The organism is Bradyrhizobium sp. 1200_D9_N1_1, assembly GCF_052075915.1.
GTDB classification, from domain to species: Bacteria; Pseudomonadota; Alphaproteobacteria; order Rhizobiales; family Xanthobacteraceae; genus Bradyrhizobium; species Bradyrhizobium diazoefficiens.
The window spans coordinates 174,806-196,241 of sequence record NZ_CP197226.1 but is presented as its reverse complement, the minus strand read 5'-3'; the positions used below and the strand labels follow the sequence as shown (position 1 = coordinate 196,241).

Annotated in this window: 21 protein-coding genes; 6 read left to right on the top strand and 15 right to left on the bottom strand. The window is 66.5% G+C overall.

The annotated features are described in order from the left end of the window. From hisF to coaA, 3 genes are all read left to right on the top strand, one after another. Complete coding sequence (gene hisF / locus AB5K84_RS00895) at positions 1-774, top strand: imidazole glycerol phosphate synthase subunit HisF (protein ID WP_011083481.1); 774 nt, start codon at positions 1-3, stop codon at positions 772-774. Between the two features lie 89 nt (positions 775-863). Beyond that, positions 864-1,184 carry a phosphoribosyl-ATP diphosphatase gene (locus tag AB5K84_RS00890; RefSeq protein ID WP_011083482.1) on the top strand — a complete coding sequence of 107 codons (321 nt, stop codon included), beginning with the start codon at positions 864-866 and terminating at the stop codon, positions 1,182-1,184. Between the two features lie 26 nt (positions 1,185-1,210). Then, positions 1,211-2,167: a type I pantothenate kinase gene (coaA, locus tag AB5K84_RS00885; protein ID WP_027543772.1), complete on the top strand. Its 957-nt coding sequence runs from the start codon at positions 1,211-1,213 to the stop codon at positions 2,165-2,167. Positions 2,168-2,297: 130 nt separating this feature from the next. Here the strand turns inward: coaA and AB5K84_RS00880 are convergent, their stop codons facing one another. From AB5K84_RS00880 to AB5K84_RS00860, 5 genes are all read right to left on the bottom strand, one after another. Then, entirely contained in the window at positions 2,298-3,356 is a 1,059-nt protein-coding gene (locus AB5K84_RS00880) for an AI-2E family transporter (RefSeq protein WP_038965128.1), read from the bottom strand. A gap of 112 nt (positions 3,357-3,468) precedes the next feature. Next, positions 3,469-4,098, bottom strand: coding sequence for a histidine phosphatase family protein (locus AB5K84_RS00875; RefSeq protein WP_038965142.1), 630 nt, complete (start codon positions 4,096-4,098; stop codon positions 3,469-3,471). Positions 4,099-4,201: 103 nt separating this feature from the next. Next, positions 4,202-6,427, bottom strand: coding sequence for an ATP-binding protein (locus AB5K84_RS00870; protein ID WP_038965129.1), 2,226 nt, complete (start codon positions 6,425-6,427; stop codon positions 4,202-4,204). A gap of 207 nt (positions 6,428-6,634) precedes the next feature. Then, complete coding sequence (locus AB5K84_RS00865) at positions 6,635-7,102, bottom strand: hypothetical protein (RefSeq protein WP_011083487.1); 468 nt, start codon at positions 7,100-7,102, stop codon at positions 6,635-6,637. Between the two features lie 97 nt (positions 7,103-7,199). Then, entirely contained in the window at positions 7,200-8,738 is a 1,539-nt protein-coding gene (locus AB5K84_RS00860; RefSeq protein WP_011083488.1) for a YifB family Mg chelatase-like AAA ATPase, read from the bottom strand. A 225-nt stretch (positions 8,739-8,963) separates the two neighbouring features. Between AB5K84_RS00860 and AB5K84_RS00855 the strand changes: the two genes are divergently transcribed. Further along, complete coding sequence (locus tag AB5K84_RS00855; protein WP_011083489.1) at positions 8,964-9,209, top strand: PilZ domain-containing protein; 246 nt, start codon at positions 8,964-8,966, stop codon at positions 9,207-9,209. A 78-nt stretch (positions 9,210-9,287) separates the two neighbouring features. Further along, complete coding sequence (locus tag AB5K84_RS00850) at positions 9,288-10,064, top strand: tetratricopeptide repeat protein (RefSeq protein WP_011083490.1); 777 nt, start codon at positions 9,288-9,290, stop codon at positions 10,062-10,064. A 49-nt stretch (positions 10,065-10,113) separates the two neighbouring features. On the opposite strand, the gene AB5K84_RS00845 is transcribed toward AB5K84_RS00850, so the two are convergent. The 7 genes from AB5K84_RS00845 to rsmI form a co-directional block, all read right to left on the bottom strand. Beyond that, a complete protein-coding gene (locus AB5K84_RS00845) occupies positions 10,114-11,403 on the bottom strand; it encodes an AAA family ATPase (protein WP_038965131.1) in 1,290 nt (429 codons plus the stop codon). After that, positions 11,400-12,134: a CpaD family pilus assembly protein gene (locus AB5K84_RS00840; RefSeq protein WP_011083492.1), complete on the bottom strand. Its 735-nt coding sequence runs from the start codon at positions 12,132-12,134 to the stop codon at positions 11,400-11,402. The genes AB5K84_RS00845 and AB5K84_RS00840 overlap by 4 nt, the downstream gene beginning before the upstream one ends. Before the next feature lie 55 nt (positions 12,135-12,189). Beyond that, positions 12,190-13,707 (bottom strand): type II and III secretion system protein family protein, encoded by a 1,518-nt coding sequence (locus AB5K84_RS00835; protein ID WP_441232366.1) that lies wholly within the window; start codon positions 13,705-13,707, stop codon positions 12,190-12,192. 10 nt (positions 13,708-13,717) lie between these two features. After that, complete coding sequence (gene cpaB / locus AB5K84_RS00830; protein ID WP_011083494.1) at positions 13,718-14,530, bottom strand: Flp pilus assembly protein CpaB; 813 nt, start codon at positions 14,528-14,530, stop codon at positions 13,718-13,720. 353 nt (positions 14,531-14,883) lie between these two features. Next, complete coding sequence (gene gshB, locus AB5K84_RS00825; protein WP_011083495.1) at positions 14,884-15,828, bottom strand: glutathione synthase; 945 nt, start codon at positions 15,826-15,828, stop codon at positions 14,884-14,886. A 10-nt stretch (positions 15,829-15,838) separates the two neighbouring features. Continuing rightward, complete coding sequence (locus AB5K84_RS00820; protein WP_011083496.1) at positions 15,839-16,240, bottom strand: YraN family protein; 402 nt, start codon at positions 16,238-16,240, stop codon at positions 15,839-15,841. Next, positions 16,227-17,177 carry a 16S rRNA (cytidine(1402)-2'-O)-methyltransferase gene (rsmI, locus tag AB5K84_RS00815; protein WP_011083497.1) on the bottom strand — a complete coding sequence of 317 codons (951 nt, stop codon included), beginning with the start codon at positions 17,175-17,177 and terminating at the stop codon, positions 16,227-16,229. The genes AB5K84_RS00820 and rsmI overlap by 14 nt, the downstream gene beginning before the upstream one ends. Before the next feature lie 352 nt (positions 17,178-17,529). Between rsmI and AB5K84_RS00810 the strand changes: the two genes are divergently transcribed. Continuing rightward, positions 17,530-18,765, top strand: coding sequence for a penicillin-binding protein activator (locus AB5K84_RS00810; RefSeq protein WP_051000235.1), 1,236 nt, complete (start codon positions 17,530-17,532; stop codon positions 18,763-18,765). A 152-nt stretch (positions 18,766-18,917) separates the two neighbouring features. On the opposite strand, the gene hemW is transcribed toward AB5K84_RS00810, so the two are convergent. From hemW to rph, 3 genes are read right to left on the bottom strand one after another with little or no spacing between them, the layout of a single operon-like run. Beyond that, on the bottom strand, positions 18,918-20,072 hold the full coding sequence (gene hemW, locus AB5K84_RS00805; protein ID WP_028172453.1) for a radical SAM family heme chaperone HemW: 1,155 nt from the start codon (positions 20,070-20,072) through the stop codon (positions 18,918-18,920). Beyond that, on the bottom strand, positions 20,059-20,694 hold the full coding sequence (gene rdgB, locus AB5K84_RS00800; protein ID WP_011083500.1) for an RdgB/HAM1 family non-canonical purine NTP pyrophosphatase: 636 nt from the start codon (positions 20,692-20,694) through the stop codon (positions 20,059-20,061). The genes hemW and rdgB overlap by 14 nt, the downstream gene beginning before the upstream one ends. A gap of 11 nt (positions 20,695-20,705) precedes the next feature. Beyond that, positions 20,706-21,419 carry a ribonuclease PH gene (rph, locus tag AB5K84_RS00795; RefSeq protein WP_011083501.1) on the bottom strand — a complete coding sequence of 238 codons (714 nt, stop codon included), beginning with the start codon at positions 21,417-21,419 and terminating at the stop codon, positions 20,706-20,708. Between the last annotated feature and the right edge of the window lie 17 nt (positions 21,420-21,436).

Genomic DNA, 21,436 nt, shown 5'->3' with positions numbered 1-21,436 from the left:
ATGTTCAAGGTGCGCGTGATCCCCTGCCTCGACGTCAAGGACGGAAGAGTCGTCAAGGGCGTCAATTTCGTCGACCTGCGCGATGCCGGCGACCCCGTCGAAGCCGCGATCGCCTATGACGCCGCCGGCGCCGATGAGCTCACCTTCCTCGACATCACCGCGACCCATGAGAACCGCGGCATCATGCTCGACGTGGTCCGCCGCACGGCGGAGGCCTGCTTCATGCCTGTGACCGTCGGCGGCGGCGTGCGCGAGGTTGACGATATCAAGACGTTGCTGCGCGCCGGCGCGGACAAGGTCTCGATCAACAGCGCCGCGGTGTCGCGGCGCGAGTTCGTCAAGGAAGCGGCCGAAAAGTTCGGCGAGCAGTGCGTGGTGGTCGCGATCGACGCCAAGCGGGTCAAGCGCCCGGGTGGTGACCGCTGGGAGATCTTCACCCATGGCGGCCGCAACGCGACCGGCATCGACGCCATCGAATATGCCCAGGAAGTGGTCTCGCTCGGCGCCGGTGAAATCCTGCTGACCTCGATGGACCGCGACGGCACAAGGCAGGGGTTCGATATCCCGCTGACTCGGGCGATCGCCGACAGTATTCCCGTTCCTGTAATCGCCTCGGGCGGCGTCGGCAATCTCGACCACCTCGTCGACGGTATCCGCGACGGACACGCCACGGCGGTGCTGGCGGCCTCGATCTTCCATTTCGGGGAATTCACCGTCCGCGAGGCCAAGGAGCACATGGCCCGGCGCGGCCTGCCCATGCGCCTGGATGCCTGACGACTCCCGCTCCTGAAAATGCTACATAGGCCGTTGGGCTTGGCCGCCGTGGCCAAGTGCGCTGCCAAGTGTGTTTCCGAGTAGTTCCGATGCCGCGTTTCACGATCCACGATCTGGCCGAGACCATCGACGCCCGCGCCGCGGCCGGCGGCGAGGGCTCCTATACCCGCAAACTCCTGGACAAGGGCGCCGAGCATTGCGCCAAGAAGTTCGGCGAGGAAGCAGTCGAAACCGTAATCGCAGCAGTCGAAAACGATCGCGCGCATCTGATCGCCGAAGGTGCCGATCTGCTCTATCATTTCCTTGTGCTTTTGAAGGCACGCGGCATAAAGCTGGAAGAGGTCGAGGCCGCGCTGGGCAAGCGAACCTCGATGTCAGGGTTGGAAGAAAAAGCTTCGCGTAAAGAGTGAGCAAGTCGCAACGGAAAGGCGGCGTCATGGATATCCGCGCACCCGAGCAGCAGTATAATCCGTACCGGGTCTATACCCGCGAGCAATGGGCGCGGTTGCGCGACGACACGCCGATGACGCTGGAGCCGGGCGAGTTCGACCGGCTGCGCTCGCTGCACGATCGTCTCGACTTGCAGGAGGTCGAGGACATCTACCTGCCGCTGTCGCGCCTGCTGTCGATCTATGTCGACGCGATGCAGCGCCTGTATTACGCGGAGCGCCAATTCCTCAACATCCGCGACCGCAAGATGCCCTACATCATCGGCGTCGCCGGCTCGGTCGCGGTCGGAAAATCCACCACGGCCCGCGTGCTCCAGGCGCTGCTGGCGCGCTGGTCGCCGCGCCCGAAAGTGGACCTGATCACGACCGACGGTTTTCTGTACCCGAATGCCGTGCTCGACCGGCAGGGCATCATGCAGAAGAAGGGTTTTCCGGAGAGCTACGACCTGCCGCTGCTGCTTGGCTTCCTCTCCGACATCAAGGCTGGCCGCCGCCACGTCCGCGCCCCGGTCTATTCGCATCTGACCTACGACATCGTGCCGAACCAATGGGTGGAGATCGACCAGCCCGACATCCTGATCGTCGAGGGCGTCAACGTGCTGCAAACCGGCAAGTTGCCGCGCGACGGCAAGGCGGTGCCCGTGGTCTCCGACTTCTTCGATTTCTCGGTCTATATCGATGCCGACGAAGCGGCGCTGCGGCGCTGGTACATCAAGCGCTTCCTGGCGCTGCGCGACACCGCGTTCACCAATCCCAAATCCTACTTCAACCGCTACGCGCTGTTGTCCGACGAAGAAGCCACCGCCACCGCGATCGCGATCTGGGAACGCACCAACCTCGCCAATCTCGAGGACAACATCCTGCCGACCCGTCCCCGCGCGACGCTCATCCTGAAGAAGGGCCCCGACCACGTGGTCGAGAGCGTGGCGCTGCGGCGGCTGTAAGCGCGCCGGCTGACAAGGCCCTCGCTTGTTCGGGCAGAGTGTCTTTTGTCGCAGGCCGACAAAAGGTATTTGGCTATGACGCATCGAAGGCGCGAGGGCTCCATGGTTGACCGTCACGCCGGGTAACGGGTCAATTCCGGACCTCTTGTTGCTCTTTCGAGCCGACAAAGATGTGCCACGCCGTCAGAAACATTGCGGCGACGAGCGGACCAATGACAAAGCCGTTCGCGCCGAAAGTCGCAAGGCCGCCCAGGGTGGCGAGCAGCACAACATAGCTTGGCATTCGGATTGACTGGCCGACCAGGACAGGGCGGAGAAAGTTGTCGGCAAGACCGATCACGAAGGTGCCGAAAACGAGCAGGATCATTCCCTTTGTGACTGCGCCTGCCACGAGCAGGTAGAGGCCGACCGGAACCCAGACCAGGGCGGAGCCGAGCACAGGCAGAAGTGAAAGTAGCGCCATGAGGGCGCCGGCCAGCAGCGGCGCAGTCAGGCCGAGCAGCCAGAAGATCAGCCCGCCAAGCGCTCCCTGGATCAGCGCAACCAGTATGATCCCCTTGATCGTCCCGCGAACCGAAAGGGTGAACGCATCCAGAATCGCGGCGGTGTGGCTCCTACGCAGCGGCAGCGCGTCGCGGATGCGCAGGTTCAGCTCGTCACCGTCGCGCAGGAAAAAGAACAGCAGGTATAGCATCACGAGCAAGCTTGCGACGAACTCCACCGTCAACTGACCGATGTTGATCGCGTGGCCGGCCAGCTGCTGGCCGGCGGGGACAACCAGGCTCGAGAGGCGTTCTTTCAGGGCCGAAAGATCAATCCCGGCCAGACGGTCCGAGACGGACGCGGCCCAGTCAGGCAGCGCGGATTTCAGTTGCTGCAGGGGATGAGCGAAACTGATCTCCCCGGTCTGAACACGCTGATACAGCTCCCCTCCCTGCTCGACGAGCGAGGCGATCACGACGGCCACAGGGATCAGGACCATGACGACCACGACGAGGACGGTGGAAAGTGCGGCAAGGTTGCGCCATTCCGGGAACGTTTCCAGGCAAAGTCGATAGAGTGGCGCGAAGATGATCGCCAGCAGCGTCGCCCACAACAATGCGCCGGAGAACGGCCATAGCAGCCAGCCGAACGCGACGGAGATTGCCGCAAGCAAGACGAGGAATGAGCGGTCTTCCGATGTTCTCACGTGTCGCCGGCCTTTCAGTCGCTCCTCACGGGACGTTGGTATCACAGGACTGCGGCGGGGCGGCAAGTCACGCCCGTCCCGTCGCGCAGGCGGCCGGGTTCGATGCGGTCTGTCACCTGCCGGCCTTCGCGCTCCAGTCCGCAGGCTTGATGCGCCCCGCAAAGGCGGCCGGGCCGGAGCCGCTGGCCTTGTAGACGAAAGCTTCGCCCTCCTGCACGTCGCCGGCATCCTTGCCAAAGGCATCGGCGATATTTGTCTTGTGGGTGACCAGGAACGTGTTGGTGCCGGCCTTCGGCGGTGCATCGACGAGCTGTCGCACGGACTGGCCGGCCTTGGCATTTGCGCCGGCCGGGTTTGCCATTCCCGATGCGCTGGCGTTGCTGCTGTCTGTCAACGCGTCGACCGGCCTGACCTCGCGGCCGGAGATCAGCTTGCCGGTCTCGATCGCGCGGTTCAGCCGGCTGGTGTAGACATCGCCGATCGGGATCGCGAGCTCCTTGACCGCCGCCCCGATCTGGCGCGCCATGTCCCTGCCCTTTTCACTGAGCTGACGCTGGGCGCTCATGTCGTCGAACCTGAATGGGTAGACGTCCTTTTGGCTATCGTCGGTCGCAGTGTGCCGAAAGATCAGCACGTAACCGCCTTGCTTGAGCGACGAGAGGAGATCCGGCGTGTCGGCTGCGGCGTATCGGGAGAATCCGGCGAGAAGGACAATGACTGCGAGGCGGCAAAGCACGTTCATGTGCGACATCCTCTTTGCAAATGCCCCGGAGGATGGTGACGCGCCGTGCAGCTGACTTCAATTGGCGATTGCCAGCCGAGGTGAGGTTCCCGGAAATCCCGGATCAGCCCGCCAGCTGCCGCGACGCCGCCAGTCCCGCCAGCGCTTCGTCCAGCTTGTCGCGGTCGAGCGGCTTGATCAGGAATCCGTTCATGCCGGCCTCGAAGCAGGCGTAGCGGTCCTCCACCAGCGTATTGGCGGTGAGCGCGAGGATCGGCGTGTGGTGGCCGCCGGTGGCTGCCTCATGCGCGCGGATGCGCTTGGTCGCTTCGATGCCGTCGAGCTGCGGCATCTGGATGTCCATCAGCACGAGATCATAGGGCGTGCCGGCCGAGCTGGCAGCGAGCCAGGATTCCAGCGCGGCTTCGCCATGGACGGCGATGACGACGCGGTGGCCGAGCTTGGTCAGCAGCGAGCGCATCAGCAGCGCGTTGATCTCGTTGTCCTCGGCGACGAGGACCGAGAGCCCCCTTGCCGGCGCCGCGCTCGTGGCTTCAACCGGGGGCTCCGGCGCGAGCTCGGGCGAGGCGACCTCCGGGGTCAGGGCGAGGCGTGCGGCGAGCGAGGCCGCGCGCAGCGGCTTCACCAGAAAACCGGTGAACGCCGCCGACTGCTTTTCATGGCGCGAGCTCGACGTCAGCAGCACCAGCCGTTGCGGCGCATGAGCGCGGGCCACTCCGCCCAGCCGGTCGGCAATTGCAGGGCCGATCGCGCGATCGACCAGCACCGCGTGCCATGAGCGTTCCGGCAGCAGCGCTTCCGCGACCGTGGCGTCGGTCACCAGACAGGTCTGGCTGCCCCAGCGCTCCAGGCGCCGCGCGATCAGCGAGGCCTCGATGCCCTCGGCAATCAGGAGGATCGACTTGCCGGTGAGGTCGGGGCTCGGGAATGCGGTCTGCCCCGCGCGGGCCTCTGACGGCGCGAGCGGCACCGCGACCTCGAAGGTCGAGCCCTTGCCCGGTTCGCTCGCAAGTGTGATCCGGCCGCCCATGCGCTTGACGATGCGTTCGCTGATGGCAAGGCCGAGCCCGGTGCCGCCATAGGTGCGGGCGACGCGCTCGTCGGCCTGCTCGAACTCGCGGAAAATGCGTTGCTGCGCTTCGGCTGCGATGCCGATGCCGGTGTCGCGGACGAGGAAGCTGATCTCGTTCGGCCTGATGCCGGGCTCGACGATCAGCGCGACACCGCCGCTTGCGGTGAACTTGATGGCGTTGCCGGCGAGGTTGAGCAGCACCTGGCGCAGCCGCGCGGCGTCGCCGACCACCTCGAGCGGCAGGCGCTCGTCGACATAGGCGGCGATCTCGAGCGTCTTCGCCTGCGCGCGGGGCGCGAGCAGCTCGGTGATCTCCTCGATCAGGGTCGAGAGCGCGAAGGGGCGCTGCTCGAGATCGAGCTTGCCGGCTTCGATCTTGGAATAGTCGAGCAGCTCCTCGATCAGCGCCATCAGCGCTTCGCCGGAGGTCTTCACGGCCTTCGCGTAGGTCGCCTGCTCCGGCGTCAGCGTGGTGTCGAGCAAGAGGCCGCCCATGCCGATGATGCCGTTGAGCGGCGTGCGGATCTCGTGCGAGGCCATCGCGAGGAAACGCGATTTGGCGCGGTTGGCGGCATCGGCCTGGTCGCGGGCGTCGGACAATGCGCGCTCGGTCTCGGTGCGGTCGGTGACGTCGCGCCCCACACTCTGCAACTCGGCCGGTTGGCCTGCGTCGAGGCGGACATAGCCCTCGCGCCAGGCGATCCAGCGCGCGCCGAGCGGAGTTGCGATCTTCTGGTCGTGAACGCGTGTGCCACTGCTTTCGCGGGCACTGTCGCCCTGCTCCAGCACGTCGAAATCAAAGCGCGTGCCGACCAGGGCGCCGCGCGCCTGTCCCGCGAGCGCGCAATAGGCGTCGTTGGCAAAGGTGATGCGGTTCTGGTGATCGCGCAGCACGATCAGATCGCCCTGCTGTTCGAACAGGCTGCGGGCGCGTTCCTCGGCTTCCTTCAGCTCCCAATTGCGATCGATCAGGGCCTCGTTGTGGGCGGCGAGCTTGCGCAGCCGCTTGTTGACGAAGCGCAGCCGCATGCTGAGCGTCGCGAGGCCAAGGCAGGCGAGTGCGAACAGGAAGCTCGCGCCGATCGCGAAGGTGTGGGGATCGTAACCGGAATTCTCGGAGCGGCTGCCGGAGACAAAGCCATAGGCGCCGCCGAACGTCGCCGAGAAGATCATGAAGGAGCGGATCGCGAAGGCAATGCGGGGGTGCTGCCGCCTGAAGCGGCGCATGCGCACCTTGATCCGGAACGTCCGACCCATCGCCACCGACCCCGACTCTTAAAACCCCGCGCTCGCCGCTGCGACGATGTCCCGCCGACCTTGCGAACAGCTTGAGGCTTTCGGGTCGCCTCCAAACAAGGTTGACGAGGTGTTAACGCCTCAGAGCATGATCCGGAAAAGTGTGCAGCGGTTTTCCGGAAAGATCATGCTCCGACATCAACTCTGAAGCGGGATAATCATCGCGCTTCAGAGCGAGGCGGCCTGGAACGGGCGGTGACCGTCGTGGGCGCCGACGATCAGCGCCGCCGCCTCGCGCTGCGAGAACGTCTTCGAGCGCACATAGATGCGATAGTCGGCCGGTCCGTCGGTGGAGAGGTAGATCACCGGTCCGCCGTCGACCGGCTGCGCGGCAATCGTGATGAGCCGGGTCTGCGGATTGGCCTGGCAGGAGTCCGGCTCGGCGCCGAGGCCGTCGTCCACGACCGCGAAGTCCGCACCGTCCGCATCGTCGGTGATCTGGACCCGCACCGTGGCCCGTGTCGGATCGTCGGTGAAGGCGACATGGATGCCGGCCGTCCAGAACAGCGATGTCAGCTCGACGGAGGTGTCGCCCAGCGCGATGCAGGGATGTGAGACCGATCCGATCTCGCTGCGGGCAAACACCGCAGCCGCCAACAGGGGAACAACCGAGGCCAGGATCTTGAAACGCAACATGACACTCTACTCGCCGGGCCCGTCCGGGAACTTGTGGGCCTTATAGTTTGCAGAGCGTAAAGGAAACTCGTTACCGCCGGGTTGATGCGCGGAATGATCACGCCATCTGGCGCACATCCTCTGCGAGTGCGCGGTAGGACAGCGCTTCGGCGAGATGCAGCCGGCCGATCTTGTCCGCGCCATCGAGGTCGGCGAGCGTGCGCGCCACGCGCAGCACGCGGTGATAGCCGCGCGCCGACAGCCGCATGGTCTCGGCGGCGTCGCGCAGCAGCTTGGCGCCTTGCGCGTCCGGCTTTGCGATGTCTTCCAGCACCGAGGCGGGCGCCTCGGCATTGGTGCGGACGTTCGGCAGGCCGATATCCGCGTAGCGCGCAAGCTGGATGTCGCGCGCCGCCGCCACGCGTGCGGCGACCTCGGCCGATCCCTCCGCCGGCGGCGGCAGGATCAGGTCGGCTGCGGTCACCGCCGGAACCTCGATGCGCAAGTCGATGCGGTCCATCAAAGGCCCCGAGATGCGCGCCTGGTAGTCGCCGGTGCAGCGATCGATGCGGCCGCGCTTGCAGGCATAGCCGGGCTCGAACGCGTTGCCGCAGCGGCAGGGATTCATCGCCGCGACCAGCATGAAGCGGGCAGGGTAGGTGACGCGATGATTGGCGCGGGACACCGAGACCTCGCCGTTCTCCAGCGGCTGGCGCAGCGAATCCAGCACGCGCGGATCGAACTCCGGCAGCTCGTCGAGGAACAGCACGCCCTGATGCGCCAGCGAGATCTCGCCGGGTTTTGCGCGCATCCCGCCGCCGGTGAGCGCGGCCATGCTGGCGGAATGATGCGGCGAGCGGAACGGGCGCCGCGCGGTCAGCGCGCCGCCCTCGATCTCGCCGGCGACGGAGGCGATCATCGAGACCTCCAGCAGCTCGCCCGGCGACAGCGGCGGCAGGATCGAGGGCAGGCGCGCCGCCAGCATCGACTTGCCGGCGCCGGGTGCGCCGATCATCAACAGGTGATGTCCGCCGGCGGCCGCGATCTCCAGCGCCCGCTTGGCGCTTTCCTGGCCCTTGATGTCGCGCAGGTCGAGCTTTGAGGCGGCGGCTTCGTGCACTTTCGGCGAAGGCCGCGACAGCACCTGCGTGCCCTTGAAGTGGTTGGCGATCTGGATCAGCGATTGTGCGGCGATGATCTGGATGTCCGGGCTCGCCCAGGCCGCTTCGGAGCCGCAGGCGGCCGGACAGATCAAGCCTTCCTCGCGCACATTGGCGCCGATCGCGGCGGGAAGAACGCCGGCCACAGGCGCGATCGAGCCGTCGAGGCCGAGCTCGCCGAGCACGGTGAAGCCGGTCAGCGCATCCGGCGGAATCGCGCCGATTGCCGCCATCAGCCCGAGTGCGATCGGCAGGTCGTAATGGCTGCCTTCCTTGGGCAGATCGGCGGGGGCCAGATTGACGATGATCCGCCGCGCCGGCAGCGCCAGGCCCGAGGCGATCAGCGCCGAGCGGACCCGCTCGCGCGCCTCGGACACCGCCTTGTCCGGCAGGCCGACGATGGCAAAGGCCGGCAGGCCCGGCGCGACCTGCACCTGCACGTCGACCGCGCGGGCCTCGATCCCTTCAAAGGCGACGGTAGAAACCCGTTGAACCATGCCGAACCAGCCTGCCCTCTCGCACAATCGAGGGTAGCAGAGCCGGCCACCCTCCGCAAGAACAATACGGGAACATATCCGGCGCCGTGCAAGCCCTAACCAATCGTAAACAGGACGCGGACACTACGCCTCGAATGCAAGCTTCTGTCCTCAGCACATCCCAACGAATGTCCGCTACTCCTAGGGCTGCGGGATGGGCCGTGATCTAACAAGTGAACAATCAAAATGCTTGCAAATCGCCGGAGAAGCGAACGTCGGGTGTGCAGCCGGCTCGCCAAGATTCACTTTGGCGCGGGCTCGCTGCCGCGAGATTGCACGATCACCGATATCTCGGACGGGGGCGTGAAAGTCGTGGCGGAATTCCTGGAAGTGCCGCCGCAATTCACCATCATCTTCGCGCCGGACTATTCCCGCCAGTGCCGCCTGCGCTGGCGCATCGGGTGCGAGTTCGGCGCCGAGTTCACCGATTAGACTGCGGGGCTCACGTCCTTAACGGGAATTTAGCGTTAATCGGTAAGCATCCCTGATCAGTCGCCGAGTGATCAGAGTATGTCCAAGCGTTTGTCCCTTGCCTCTCGCCCGGCGAGATATCTGCTGTCCGCGCTTGTGCTCCTTGCCCTCGGCGGCTGTCAGACCACTGGCATCGAGGACATCACCGGCGCGCTCGGCGGCAAGTCGGAAGCCGCGAGCAAGGCAGACGGCAAGCCGGACATGGACGCACTGCGCGAGCGTTATCGCGCCAAGCCCAGCGATCCCAACGTCGCGCTCGACTACGGCAAGGCGCTGCGCGAGAGCGGGCAGAGCGCCCAGGCGGTCGCGGTGCTCGAGCAGGCCGTGCTCGGCCATCCCCGCAACAAGGCGCTGCTCGCCGGCTACGGCCGCGCGCTCGCCGACAACGGCAATTTCCAGCAGGCTTTCGACGTTCTGAGCCGCGCGCATACGCCGGAGGATCCGGACTGGCGCATCCTGTCGGCGCAGGGCGCGGCGCTCGACCAGCTCGGTCGCAACGAAGAGGCGCAGCAATATTACGCGACCGCGCTGAAGATCGTGCCGGACGAGCCGCAGGTTCTGTCCAATCTCGGCCTGTCCTATGTGCTGCAAAACAATCTGCCCAAGGCCGAACAGGTGCTCGGCCGCGCCCATCAGCGCAATCAGAACGATGCGCGGATCCGTGCCAATCTCGCGCTCGTGCTGGGATTGCAGGGCCGCGAGGCCGAGGCTGAAATCCTCGTGAAGGCAGATTTGCCGCCGGACCAGGCGGCGGCGAAGATCACGGCGTTGCGGCAGCTGCTGGCGAAGAAGCAGCAGCAGCGGGCCGAGAAGTAGTCCGCCAACTCGTTGGTTTCTGTTTGACGTGTTGTCTCGACGCTGGCGCCTACGACGCCTTGCGATGCGGCGCGGATGCGCGGCCCGAGCGGCCCTTCAGCTTCTTCAACAGCGGTCCGAGCAGCGAGCGCTTCGGCTTCTTCACCTCGCCGCGCCCGGCAAGGCGGTTCGCCATGTTCTGGAACAGCGCGGTGGTGCGGTGGCTCTTGGAGACCTCCGCGATCATCTGGCCGTTGTTGGCGGCGGTCGAGAACAGCTTCGAATCGAACGGGATCACCGCGATCGGCTGGCTCTCCATGGTCTTGGCGAAGGACTTGACGTCGATCTCCGCGCGCTTGTGCATGCCGACCTGGTTGATGCAGTACAGCGGCGGCCGGTCGTTCGGCCGCGCCGTCTTCAGTACGGTCAGCATGTTCTTGGTGTTGCGCAAATTCGCGAGATCGGGCTCGGCCACGATCACGATGTCGTCGGCGTTGATCAGCGCGCGCCGCGTCCAGCCCGACCATTGATGGGGAACGTCGAGCACGATGCAGGGCGTGGTCATGCGCAGCGTGTCGAACACCGCGTCGAAGGCTTCCGCGCCGAAATCGTAAACCCGGTCAAGGGTGGCGGGCGCGGCCAAAAGGCTGAGGCGCTCGGTGCATTTGGCGAGCAGGCGCTCCATCAGCGCCGTGTCGGGCCGGTCCTGCGACAGCACTGCGTTGGCGATGCCCTGCACCGGGTCCTGGTTGTAGTCGAGGCTCGCGGTGCCGAAGGCGAGGTCGAGGTCGATCACGACGGAATCGAGCGCGAGGTCGCGGGCGATTGTCCAGGCCACATTGTGCGCGACGGTGGACGCGCCGACGCCGCCCTTGGCGCCGACCACCGCGATGACGCGGCCGGTGATGATGGCTTCGGACGCCGAGAACAGGCTGCAGATCGAACGGACCACGTCGATCGTTTCGACCGGTCCCACCACATAGTCGTTGACGCCGCGGCGCACCAGCTCGCGATAGGGCGCGGTGTCGTTGGGATTGCCGATCACGACCACGCGGGTCCCGGGATCGCAGACGCCGGCGAGATCGTCCAGGCCCTCGAGGATGTCGCGCGTGCCGTCGGATTCGATCACGATCACGTTCGGCGTCGGCATCGTCTCATAGACTTCGATCGCCGCGGCGAGGCCGCCTTCCTTGGCGGTCAGGTGCGCCTTGGCCAGCCGGCGATCCTCTCCCGCCGCGGTTACCGCGGCGAGCGTCTGGTCGGTCTCGCAAAAGGCCTGCACCGAGATGCGAGGAACCGGCGCAATGTGCTCCTCGGGGTGCCGCGGATGGTCCGTTTCTTCGTCGTTGACGCTCGTCATTTGCCTGTGTCGCTGAGCTTGGCCTTGTCGGCCTCGGGGCTGGGAGTCGCGATCGCCGCGCCCTTGCGATAGCGATCGAAGGCGATGTCGCGACGTGCGGTATAGACCGGCGTTTCGGCACGCGGCTGCTCGAGGTCGGCGGGGTTGTCGATCATCGCCGCGAGGTTGCGCTGGCTGGCGCAGCCCAGATTGAAGTACGGCTGGTTCTCGTTGTAGCCGGGGTCGAGGATGGACGGACCGACGTCTTCGGGCCACAGCCCGCAGGGGCCGGCGACCGCGGCGATGCGCGAATAGCTCAGGCGGATGGTCGGCAGCAGTCCGGGATCCTCGGGCCGATAGGGATGCTGGACGATGGCGCGCGACGGCACGCCGCCGGATGCGAGCACGGAACGGATCTCATGATAGGTCGTCGCGGCGGCACGCGAATTCGCGCTGCCGATCGGCACGTCGACGACGACGGACCCGGTGCCTTCGCGCACCCAGTCCCGGGCGGTGCCCGCGACGTCGGACTGCTGTGCGGCCGAGAGGCCGCCTCTCGCCTTGCCGACGAAAATCACGATCGACTTCTTGGCTTCCTGCACCGCGATCGGATGGCGCTGGCGATAATCGGTCGGCACCGTCTGGGTGACGATCTCGCCCGTGGTGTTGCACGCACCCAGCATGACGGAGAGTCCCGTCAGCACCAGCGCGACGCTTAAGCCGCGACGTCGATCGGCCATGGTCTTCGTCATCGCTTGATCCCCTCTTGCCCGATCCTTGCCCCGTTCCCCAAGCCGTCCGCCGGTCTCAGTCGATGATGAAGCCGAAATCGCCGCGGACGCCGTCGATCGGATCGACGCGGCGCGCGATGCCATAGAGCCGGTTCATGCGGCCGAGCAGCGCCGTCTGTGCATCCGAGGCCGGCGCGAAGCCGTCGTCGGGCCGCGACAATTCCTTCTGGGCGACCGCGCGCACCACATAGGGGGTCACGATCACCATCAGCTCGGTCTCGTTGTTGACGAAGTCCTGGCTGCGGAACAGCGCGCCGATGATCGGCACCTGGTCGACGCCGGGCAGGCCGTTGATCGCCTGCTTGGTCTGCTGCTGGATCAGGCCGGCCATCGCCATCGAGCCGCCCGAGGGAATCTCGAGCGTGGTCTCGGCGCGGCGGGTCTGGATCGACGGGATGGTGACCGAGCTGGTCTGGCTCGCGGACACCGCCTGTGTCACGGAGATGGCGTTCTGGTTCGACAGCTCCGAGACCTCGGTCATCACGCGCAGGCTGATACGTCCTTCGCTGAGCACGACCGGCGTGAAGTTCAGGGAGATGCCGAACTTCTTGTAGGTGATCTGGGTGGTACAGACGTGGGTGACCGGATCGCAGGCATATCCTCCCGGGATCGGGAATTCGCCGCCCGCGATGAAGGTCGCGGATTCGCCCGAGATCGCCGTCAGGCTCGGCTCGGCCAGCGTCCGCATCACGCCGGCGGTTTCCATCGCCCGCATCGTGGCGTTGACGGTGGCCACGCCTTTTGCGAGTCCGGTAACACCGAGCCCGTTGCTGCTGACGAGCGGGCCGCCGGAGACCGAGAACGGGTTGGAATTGTTGAAGTTCACGACCGCGGTGCCGGCGTTCAGGCTGGCGCTGAGATCGACGCCCAATTGCTTGACGATGTCGCGGCGCACTTCGCCGACGACGACCTTGAGCATCACCTGGTCGCGGCCGCGCACCACGATGTTGTTGACCACCTTCTCGGAGCCGCCGACCAGCTTTGCGGCGACTTCACCGGCCTGCTGCGCCTCGACCGGGCTCGACACCGAGCCGGTCAGCATCACGCTGTCGCCGATGCCTTCAATTTGCACGCCCGGCAACGACTGGCGCAGCGCGGCACGCATGCCGTTGAGGTCGCGCTTCACCGCGATGTCGTAGGCGGCGACCTGCTGGCCGTCGGCGGTGAAGAACACGACGTTGGTCTGACCGACCTGGCCGCCGATGATATAGGCGCGCTGGGCCGAGCGGATCACCGCGTTGGCGATCTTGGGATCAGCCACCAGCACATCCTTGACCTCGCGGGGCAGGTCGATGACGACCGACTTGCCGACGCCGAGCGACAGGAAGCGCGTCTTCGCCGGCGCGATCGTCCCGACCGATGCCACGCCAAGATCCGGCGCCTGCAGCGGCGCCTGGTCGCCGACCGGCGCTTCGGCGGCGCTGACGAGGCCAGGCGCTGCGAGCAGCCCCAGCGTCAACATCGCCCCCGCCCAGAACGTGCGTGCGCGATTCCCCCGAATGCGCAAGCCCGCCCGATCATCCCCGTAGTTCATGCTATCCCCATCACTTCTGTGACGTCAGTTGTCGCACCTGGACGCCGTAGCGGATCACGTTGACTCCGCCGGAACGCTTGATCGCCAGGTCCTCGGCCGTGAGTTCGGTTGCGTTGGCATCGACGATGCTCCGCAGCGCAAGCTGGAGCGTGCCGCCCTGGCGCGCCGCGGTGAGCGTTGCGACCTGGTCCGGCTTGAGCTCGAGCGTGACGGTCTTGCCGACCACGGCGTTCTGGCCGTCCTTTTCCTTCGGTGCCTGGTCGATCGCGAGCACGCGGATGTTGGTCAGGATGACCTCGGACAGGATGAGGTCGTTGCCGGCGGTCGGGCCGTTGACGTCGGGATTCTTCAGGCGGCGGGTCAGGACGATGTCGACGCGGTCGTTCGGCAGGATGAAGCCGCCGGCGCTGGTCTCGGCTGTAACGTCGGTGGAAACGGCGCGCATGCCCGACGGCAGAATCGCGGCCATGAAGCCGGAGCCCTCGGCCCGCACCAGCTTCTGCTCGCGGATCGGCTCGCCCTGCATCAACGGCACGCGCGCGATCGAGCCGGCGATCTGGGTCTGCGCCTCGGGCCTGCTGTCGCGGCGGATGAAGGCGCCGCTGGCGGTTGCCGCCGGCCAGGACTGCCATTGCAGGTCCTCTGGCTTCACGGCCTGGCCAAGCTGGATATCGTTTTTCGCGACGAGAACCTCAACCGTCGGCAGCTTCTCGGCGACGGGAAGCGCGGGCGCGGGCTTGTTGTCGTAGCCGCTCGCCAGATACGCAGCGACGCCGCCGGCGCCCAGTGCGATGACGAGAACGACAATGCGTGCGGTATTCATACGCCTCTACTCTTACGCGGGGCACTCGAACCGCACGTGGCGGGTTCCCCGTGTCGATGAGTAGGGAGTAAAAGTATAAGGGGTGTTGCGGTTACGAATGCGACGGCCGGCTACGGCCCGAGTTCTGGGCAGATGGTGAACGTGGCGTTATTCGGTCGGCCAGCGGCCTCCGTAGATTCACGCAGGGCGGACGTTCGTTCGAACGATGCGCGCGGCGCCATGGTGAATGGGTGGTTAGTGACGTGGGAGCTGGCGTCGCGCCGTCATGCCAACAAGACGGAAGCAATGCGCCACATCATCGGTGTCGTCCAGGCGAACGCCAGGACGACGTTGGGGGAGACAGCGTGCGAGCCCTACTTCGCCCGCTTCTGCTCGATCGTGTCCCAGACCTTCGCCGCCACGTCCGGGCCGCCGAGCCGCGCGATGGCGCGGATGCCCGTTGGCGATGTCACGTTGATCTCGGTGAGGTTGCCGTTGATGACGTCGATGCCGACGAACAGCAGGCCGCGTTCGCGCAGCGCCGGGCCGACGGTGGCGCAGATCTCGCGCTCGCGCGGGGTGAGCTCGGTCTCCTGCGCCGCGCCGCCGCGCACCATGTTGGAGCGGAGGTCGTCGGCAGCGGGCACGCGGTTCACCGCGCCGGCGAACTCGCCGTTGACCAGGATGATGCGCTTGTCGCCGTGCTTCACCTCGGGGATGAACTGCTGGATCACCCAGGGCTCCTTGAACGTGACCGTGAACATGTCGAACAGCGAGCCGAAATTCATGTCCTGCGGCATCACGCGGAACACCGCCGCGCCGCCATGGCCGTGCAGCGGCTTCATCACGACGGCGCCGTGCTTGTCTCGGAACGCGTTGATCTCGTCGAGGTCGCGCGAGATCAGGGTCGGCGGCATCAGCTGCGGAAAGTTCATCACGAACAGCTTTTCCGGCGCGTTGCGCACCGAGGCCGGATCGTTGACGACCAGCGTCTTCGGATGAATCCGCTCCAGGAAATGCGTCGAGGTGATGTAGGCGAGGTCGAACGGCGGGTCCTGGCGCAGCAGCACCACGTCGAAGCCGTTGAGTGCCTCGCGCTTGGGCTCCCCGAGGGTGAAATGGTCGCCGGGCTCGTCGCGCACGGTCAGCAGCTGCACCGGCGCGACCAGCTCTTCGCCGATCATCGAGAGCTTGTCGGGCGTGTAATAGGACAGGCCGTGGCCGCGCTTCTGCGCCTCCAGAAGCAGCGCGAAGGTGGAATCGCCCTTGATATTGATGCGGGCGATGGGGTCCATCTGGACGGCGACGTTCAGTTTCATGGTCTGCCTTTCAGGTCGAGGCGTCGAATGCTGCCAACACATGGCGTGGAAGTGATCGCGGCGCAATCAGCATGGCGTCGAATCGCAATTCGAATTCGGCATGCTCGGGATGCGCTGCGAGCCAGCCTTGCGCGGCATCGATGATGCGCTGCTGCTGGCGCGGCGTCACCGCATAGGCCGCATCATCGAGGCTGGCGCGTGCCTTGACCTCGACGAAGGCGATCAAATTGCGCCGGCGCGCCACGATGTCGATTTCGCCATGCGGGGTGCGATAGCGCTTGGCGAGAATGCGATAGCCTTTGGCCATGAGATAGGCGGCGGCGCGGCTCTCCGCAGAGATGCCGGTGCGGAACGCGGCGACGCGCTCGGGCGAGGCGACTTTCGGTTCCGCTCCGCCCTCAGGCTTCGCCATCGCCGCCCCGCAAATCTTTTGCGAGCTCGAGTGCGCGGGCATAGACCTCGCGCCGCGGCCGGCCGGACAGCTCGACGGCATGGGCCACGGCGTCCTTGACGCTGTGCGTCGCCAGCTGCGCGCGCAGCAGGTCGTCGAGCGCATGCGATGTCAGCATCTCGGCGTCCGCCGCAGGCGGTGCGATCACCAGCACGAACTCGCCGCGCGTCTCCAGCGCATCTGCCTCGCGTGCCAGCTCGGTCAACGTCGCGCGCGAAATCTCCTCGTGCAGCTTCGTCAGCTCGCGGCAGATCGCGGCCTCGCGCGTCCCCATGATCTCGGCGAGATCGGCGAGCGTGTCCTGCACGCGGTTGCCGGACTCGAACATCACCAGCGTCGCATCGATGCGGGCAAGCTCGGCAAGGCGCGAGCGGCGCGCGGCGGATTTTGCCGGCAGAAAGCCCTCGAAGAAGAAGCGGTCGGTCGGCAGCGCGGCGACCGACAGCGCCGCCAGCACCGAGGAGGGGCCGGGCAGCGCGTAGACGGCATGGCCGGCGGCGCACACCTCGCGCACCAGCTTGAAGCCGGGATCGGAGATCAGCGGCGTGCCGGCGTCCGACACCAGCGCGATCGAGCCGCCCTGCGAAAGCCGCTCCAGGATCTTCGGGCGCGCCGCCTCGGCATTGTGCTCGTGATAGGGCTTGAGCTGCGCCGAAATGTCGTAGCGCTCGGTCAGGCGCCGCGTGATGCGGGTGTCCTCGCAGGCGATGACGTCGACCCCCGCGAGCGTCTGAAGCGCGCGCAGCGTGATGTCGCCGAGATTGCCGATCGGGGTCGCGACCAGGTAAAGGCCGGCGGCCGCTTTCGGCGCCGCAAGACGATGGGCGTCGATGGAGAAGCCGCGCGGGGCGGCGTCTGGGCCTTCAGGCGTATTTATCGGGGCCGGCTTTGCGCGCATAATGAAACGAACTTAGGCATGATCCCCGGGGCTGGGAACCGGTCCTCCGAAAAAGATCGCGGCTAGGCTAAGGGGCGGGGCAAGGACTGAAGAGGAGTGGAATGTGATCCATCCGGCATCACATTCCAGAGGGAATGCAGCGTCAGCGCCATATTCGCGGCGGAAACGCCGCCTTGATGCTGGGTGACCGACGGCGGACAGCTGGCCGGGACTTGAGGGACGGTCGCGTTAAGCGGTCATTATCCTTTTGTTTTGGTTAACTATTTGCCGACAATATGCCTGAATCCGCGGCTTCTGTCGCGACAAGTTTGTTGTGACCGGCCGGCGACGGCAGGTCAGAAGAGAAGCCACCATGCTGGGCCCGCGTCATCCAAAATCTCCCGATCCGGGGCCCCAATCGTCGGGTGCGACCCGGCGGAGCGCGCTCGGCCTGTTGCTCGGTGCGCCCTTGCTGTCGGCCTGCGCCGGCGTGCAGCAGAGCCTGAGCCAGTTCTCTAATCCCTTCAGCAGCTCCTCTACGCCCCCGGCTCAGCCGGCCGGGCCGCCGCAACAGGCCACCACCGCCGGCACCGGCGGGGTGAAGGTTGCCGTGATCCTGCCGCTCTCGGCCGCCGGCAACGCCGGCCTCGCCGCGCAATCCATGCGCAACGCCGCCGAGATGGCGCTGGCCGAATTCCAGAATCCGAACATCCAGCTCCTGATCAAGGACGACAACGGCAGCCCGCAAGGCGCGCAGGCCGGTGCGCAGCAGGCGATCGACGAAGGCGCCGAGATCATTTTGGGACCGCTGTTCGCGCAGTCGGTGCCGGCGGTGGCGCAGGTCGCGCGCACGCGCGGCATTTCCGTGATCGCGTTCTCGACCGATTCCAGCATCGCCGGCCGCGGCGTCTATCTGCTCTCATTCCTGCCGGAGTCCGACGTCAATCGCATCGTCGAATATTCCGCCAGCATGGGAAAACGCTCCGTCGCCGTGCTCGTGCCCGACAATGCCTATGGCAATGTGGTCGAGGCCGCGGTGAAGGCGGCGGTGCCGCGGCGCGGCGGCCGCATCGTCGCGTTCGAGAAATACGGCGCCGACCGCGCCACGCCGGCGCGCGCCGTGGCGCAGCAGCTCGGCAGCGCGGATGCGCTGTTCATCGCCGATGACGGCGATGCGGTGGTGACGGTCGCCGATGCGATGACGGCCGCCGGCGCGAACTTGCGCAACATCCAGCTGCTCGGCACCGGCCTGTGGGACAATCCGCGCGTCTACGCGAATGCGAGCCTGCAAGGCGGCCTCTACGCGGCGCCCGATCCCGCCGGCTTCCGCGCCTTCTCCGGCCGCTACCGCACCAAATACGGCGCCGAGCCGATTCGCACCGCAACGCTCGCCTATGACGCGGTCGCCCTCGTCGCCGCGCTCGCGCGCACGCAGGGCACCACCCGTTTCTCGTCCGACGTGCTCACCAACCCCTCGGGCTTTGCCGGCATCGACGGCCTATTCCGCTTCCGCGCCGACGGCACCAACGAACGCGGCCTTGCGGTGATGAAGGTGACGACCGGCGGCGGCGTCGCGGTCGCGGGTTCGCCGAAGAGTTTTGGGGCTTAGCTGTTCTTTCGCCGTCGTCCTAGCGAAAGCCAGGACCCATACCGCGTGATCTATCGAGTGACTACAGTGCGAGAATAATTGGGACTCTTCGCCAAACTCCTCCCTGGGGTAATGGGTCCTGGCTTTCGCCAGGACGACGATGGGGAGAGAGCTCAGGCCGCCAGATCCGCGACCACCGCATCCAGCACCGGGAATCCGCTGCTGGTCACGCGCAGCCGTCCCGTCGCATCGACCGTGATCGCGCCTTCCTCACGCAGCAGCGCGATGCGCTTGGGGTCGAGCGCGCGGCCGGAGAGGGCGGTGTAGCGTTCGGGATCGATGCCTTCGGCGAGACGGAGTCCCATCAGCAAAAATTCATCGGCGCGCTCCTCGCTGTTGAGGAGATCGTCGGTGACGACGCCGTGGCCGTTGGTCTCGACCCGCAACAGCCAGGCTTCGGGACGCTTCTCGGTGGCGGTGGCGTGCCTGATCCCGTCGATGTCGAGCCGGCCGTGCGCGCCGGGGCCGATGCCGGCATATTCGTCGCCGCGCCAGTAGACCAGATTGTGCCGGCATTCGGCGCCGCGCCGCGCGTGATTGGAGATCTCGTAAGCGGGCAGGCCGAGCTTGTCGCAGGTTTCCTGCGTGACGTCGTAGAGCGCGCGCGCGACCGCCTCGTCCGGCGTCTTCAATTTGCCGGCCTGGTGCAGGCCGAAGAACGGCGTGCCCTCCTCGATCGTCAATTGATAGAGCGACAGATGCTCGGCCGCCTCCGCGATCGCAAGGCGCAGTTCATCGGCCCACATCGCCGGCGTCTGGTCGGGGCGGGCGTAGATCAGGTCGAACGAATAACGCTCGAACGAGCGGCGCGCGATGGCGACCGCGTCCAGCGCTTCGCGCGCGCTGTGCATGCGGCCTAGCGCCTTCAGCGAAGCATCGTCGAGCGCCTGCACGCCGAGCGAGACGCGGTTGACGCCGGCAGCGCGATAGCCGGCGAAGCGCGTGGCCTCGACGCTGGTCGGGTTCGCTTCCAGCGTGACTTCGACATCACGAGCGACCTGCCAGTGCTTGCCGATCGAATCGAGCACGGCGCCGACGGTCGCGGGCTGCATCAGCGACGGCGTGCCGCCGCCGAGGAAGATCGAGGTGACCTCGCGGCCGGGCGCGCGCTGCGCGGTCGTTTCGATCTCGCGCGCGAAGGCGGAGGCGAAGCGCGCTTCGTCGATCGCGGCATGGCGGACATGGCTGTTGAAGTCGCAATAGGGGCACTTCGACAGGCAGAACGGCCAGTGCACGTAGACGCCGAAGGCTTCGTTAGCGCGGCTCAAGGCAGATCTCCGCCAGTTTCACGAAGGCGCGGGCACGGTGCGACAGGGCAAGGCCGAGCGGCGGCAGGCCGTGCTTCTCGATGCTGGTCATCTCGCCGAAGGTGCGCGTGTGACCGTCGGGCCGAAACATCGGATCATAGCCGAAGCCGGCGGTGCCGCGCGGCGGCCAGACCAGCGTGCCGTCGACGCGCGCCTCGACCTCTTCGAGATGATCGTCGGGCCAGGCGACGCAGAGCGCGGAGACGAAGTGCGCCTTGCGCTTGTCGGGCGCGGTCGCGCCGCGCTCCTGCAACAGGCGCTCGATCCGCGTCATCGCCGCGGTGAAATCCTTGGTCGGTCCGGCCCAGCGCGCACTGTAGATGCCGGGCGCGCCGTCGAGCGCGTCGACCACGATGCCGGAATCATCGGCGAAGGACGGAAGCTTGGACGCGTGCGCGGCCGCGATAGCCTTGATCGCGGCGTTGCTGCGGAAATCGTTGCCGGTCTCGTCCGGCTCGGAAAGGCCGAGCTCGCCGGCCGACACCGCCTCGATGCCGTAAGGCGCCAAAAGCTCCTTCATCTCGGCGAGCTTGCCGGGATTGTGGGTGGCGATGACGAGCTTTCCGGTGATTCGGCGGTGCATGGGCCTATTGACTACGCGACGGCCAGTTTCTGCAAGTCCACGAGGCGCGCGATACCCTTCTGGGCCAGCGCCATCAGCGCCAGGAGCTCGTCTTGTGTGAACGGTTCGCGTTCCGCGGTGCCCTGCACCTCGATGATGCGGCCATCGCCGGTCATGACGAAATTGGCGTCGGTCTGGGCTTCCGAATCCTCGGCATAGTCGAGGTCGAGCACGGGCGTGCCATTGTAGATGCCGCAGGAGATCGCGGCGACGTTGTCGCGCAGCACGTTGGCCTTGACCATGTTGCGCGCCTTCATCCAGTTGACGCAATCGGCGAGCGCGACCCAGGCGCCGGTGATCGAGGCCGTGCGCGTGCCGCCGTCGGCCTGGAGCACGTCGCAATCGACCGTGATCTGGCGCTCGCCGAGCGCTTCGAGATTGATGATGGTGCGAAGCGAGCGGCCGATCAGGCGCTGGATCTCGACGGTGCGGCCGCTCTGCTTGCCGGCGGAGGCCTCGCGGCGGGTGCGTTCCGAGGTCGCGCGCGGCAGCATGCCGTATTCCGCGGTGACCCAGCCGCGGCCCTGGCCCTTCAGCCACGGCGGCAGGCGGTCCTCCAGCGTGGCGGTGACCAGCACATGGGTGTCGCCGAATTTCACCAGGCAGGAGCCTTCCGCATATTTGACCACGCCGCGCTCCAGCGTCACGGGGCGCAATTCGTCGGGCGCACGGCGGCTTGGCCGCATGGGAAATCCTCCAAAAC

Excerpts from the sequence above, each read along its gene's own strand:
- AB5K84_RS00890 (WP_011083482.1), top strand. The coding sequence starts at position 864 with ATGCCGCGTTTCACGATCCACGATCTGGCCGAGACCATCGACGCCCGC.
- AB5K84_RS00845 (WP_038965131.1), bottom strand. The coding sequence starts at position 11,403 with ATGACGAGCGTCAACGACGAAGAAACGGACCATCCGCGGCACCCCGAG.
- AB5K84_RS00810 (WP_051000235.1), top strand. The coding sequence starts at position 17,530 with ATGCTGGGCCCGCGTCATCCAAAATCTCCCGATCCGGGGCCCCAATCG.
- AB5K84_RS00870 (WP_038965129.1), bottom strand. The coding sequence starts at position 6,427 with ATGGGTCGGACGTTCCGGATCAAGGTGCGCATGCGCCGCTTCAGGCGG.
- gshB (WP_011083495.1), bottom strand. The coding sequence starts at position 15,828 with ATGAAACTGAACGTCGCCGTCCAGATGGACCCCATCGCCCGCATCAAT.
- AB5K84_RS00840 (WP_011083492.1), bottom strand. The coding sequence starts at position 12,134 with ATGACGAAGACCATGGCCGATCGACGTCGCGGCTTAAGCGTCGCGCTG.
- AB5K84_RS00875 (WP_038965142.1), bottom strand. The coding sequence starts at position 4,098 with ATGAACGTGCTTTGCCGCCTCGCAGTCATTGTCCTTCTCGCCGGATTC.
- cpaB (WP_011083494.1), bottom strand. The coding sequence starts at position 14,530 with ATGAATACCGCACGCATTGTCGTTCTCGTCATCGCACTGGGCGCCGGC.
- AB5K84_RS00855 (WP_011083489.1), top strand. The coding sequence starts at position 8,964 with ATGCTTGCAAATCGCCGGAGAAGCGAACGTCGGGTGTGCAGCCGGCTC.
- rdgB (WP_011083500.1), bottom strand. The coding sequence starts at position 20,694 with ATGCACCGCCGAATCACCGGAAAGCTCGTCATCGCCACCCACAATCCC.
- rsmI (WP_011083497.1), bottom strand. The coding sequence starts at position 17,177 with ATGCGCGCAAAGCCGGCCCCGATAAATACGCCTGAAGGCCCAGACGCC.
- hisF (WP_011083481.1), top strand. The coding sequence starts at position 1 with ATGTTCAAGGTGCGCGTGATCCCCTGCCTCGACGTCAAGGACGGAAGA.
- AB5K84_RS00865 (WP_011083487.1), bottom strand. The coding sequence starts at position 7,102 with ATGTTGCGTTTCAAGATCCTGGCCTCGGTTGTTCCCCTGTTGGCGGCT.
- AB5K84_RS00820 (WP_011083496.1), bottom strand. The coding sequence starts at position 16,240 with ATGGCGAAGCCTGAGGGCGGAGCGGAACCGAAAGTCGCCTCGCCCGAG.
- AB5K84_RS00835 (WP_441232366.1), bottom strand. The coding sequence starts at position 13,707 with ATGAACTACGGGGATGATCGGGCGGGCTTGCGCATTCGGGGGAATCGC.
- rph (WP_011083501.1), bottom strand. The coding sequence starts at position 21,419 with ATGCGGCCAAGCCGCCGTGCGCCCGACGAATTGCGCCCCGTGACGCTG.
- AB5K84_RS00850 (WP_011083490.1), top strand. The coding sequence starts at position 9,288 with ATGTCCAAGCGTTTGTCCCTTGCCTCTCGCCCGGCGAGATATCTGCTG.
- AB5K84_RS00860 (WP_011083488.1), bottom strand. The coding sequence starts at position 8,738 with ATGGTTCAACGGGTTTCTACCGTCGCCTTTGAAGGGATCGAGGCCCGC.
- coaA (WP_027543772.1), top strand. The coding sequence starts at position 1,211 with ATGGATATCCGCGCACCCGAGCAGCAGTATAATCCGTACCGGGTCTAT.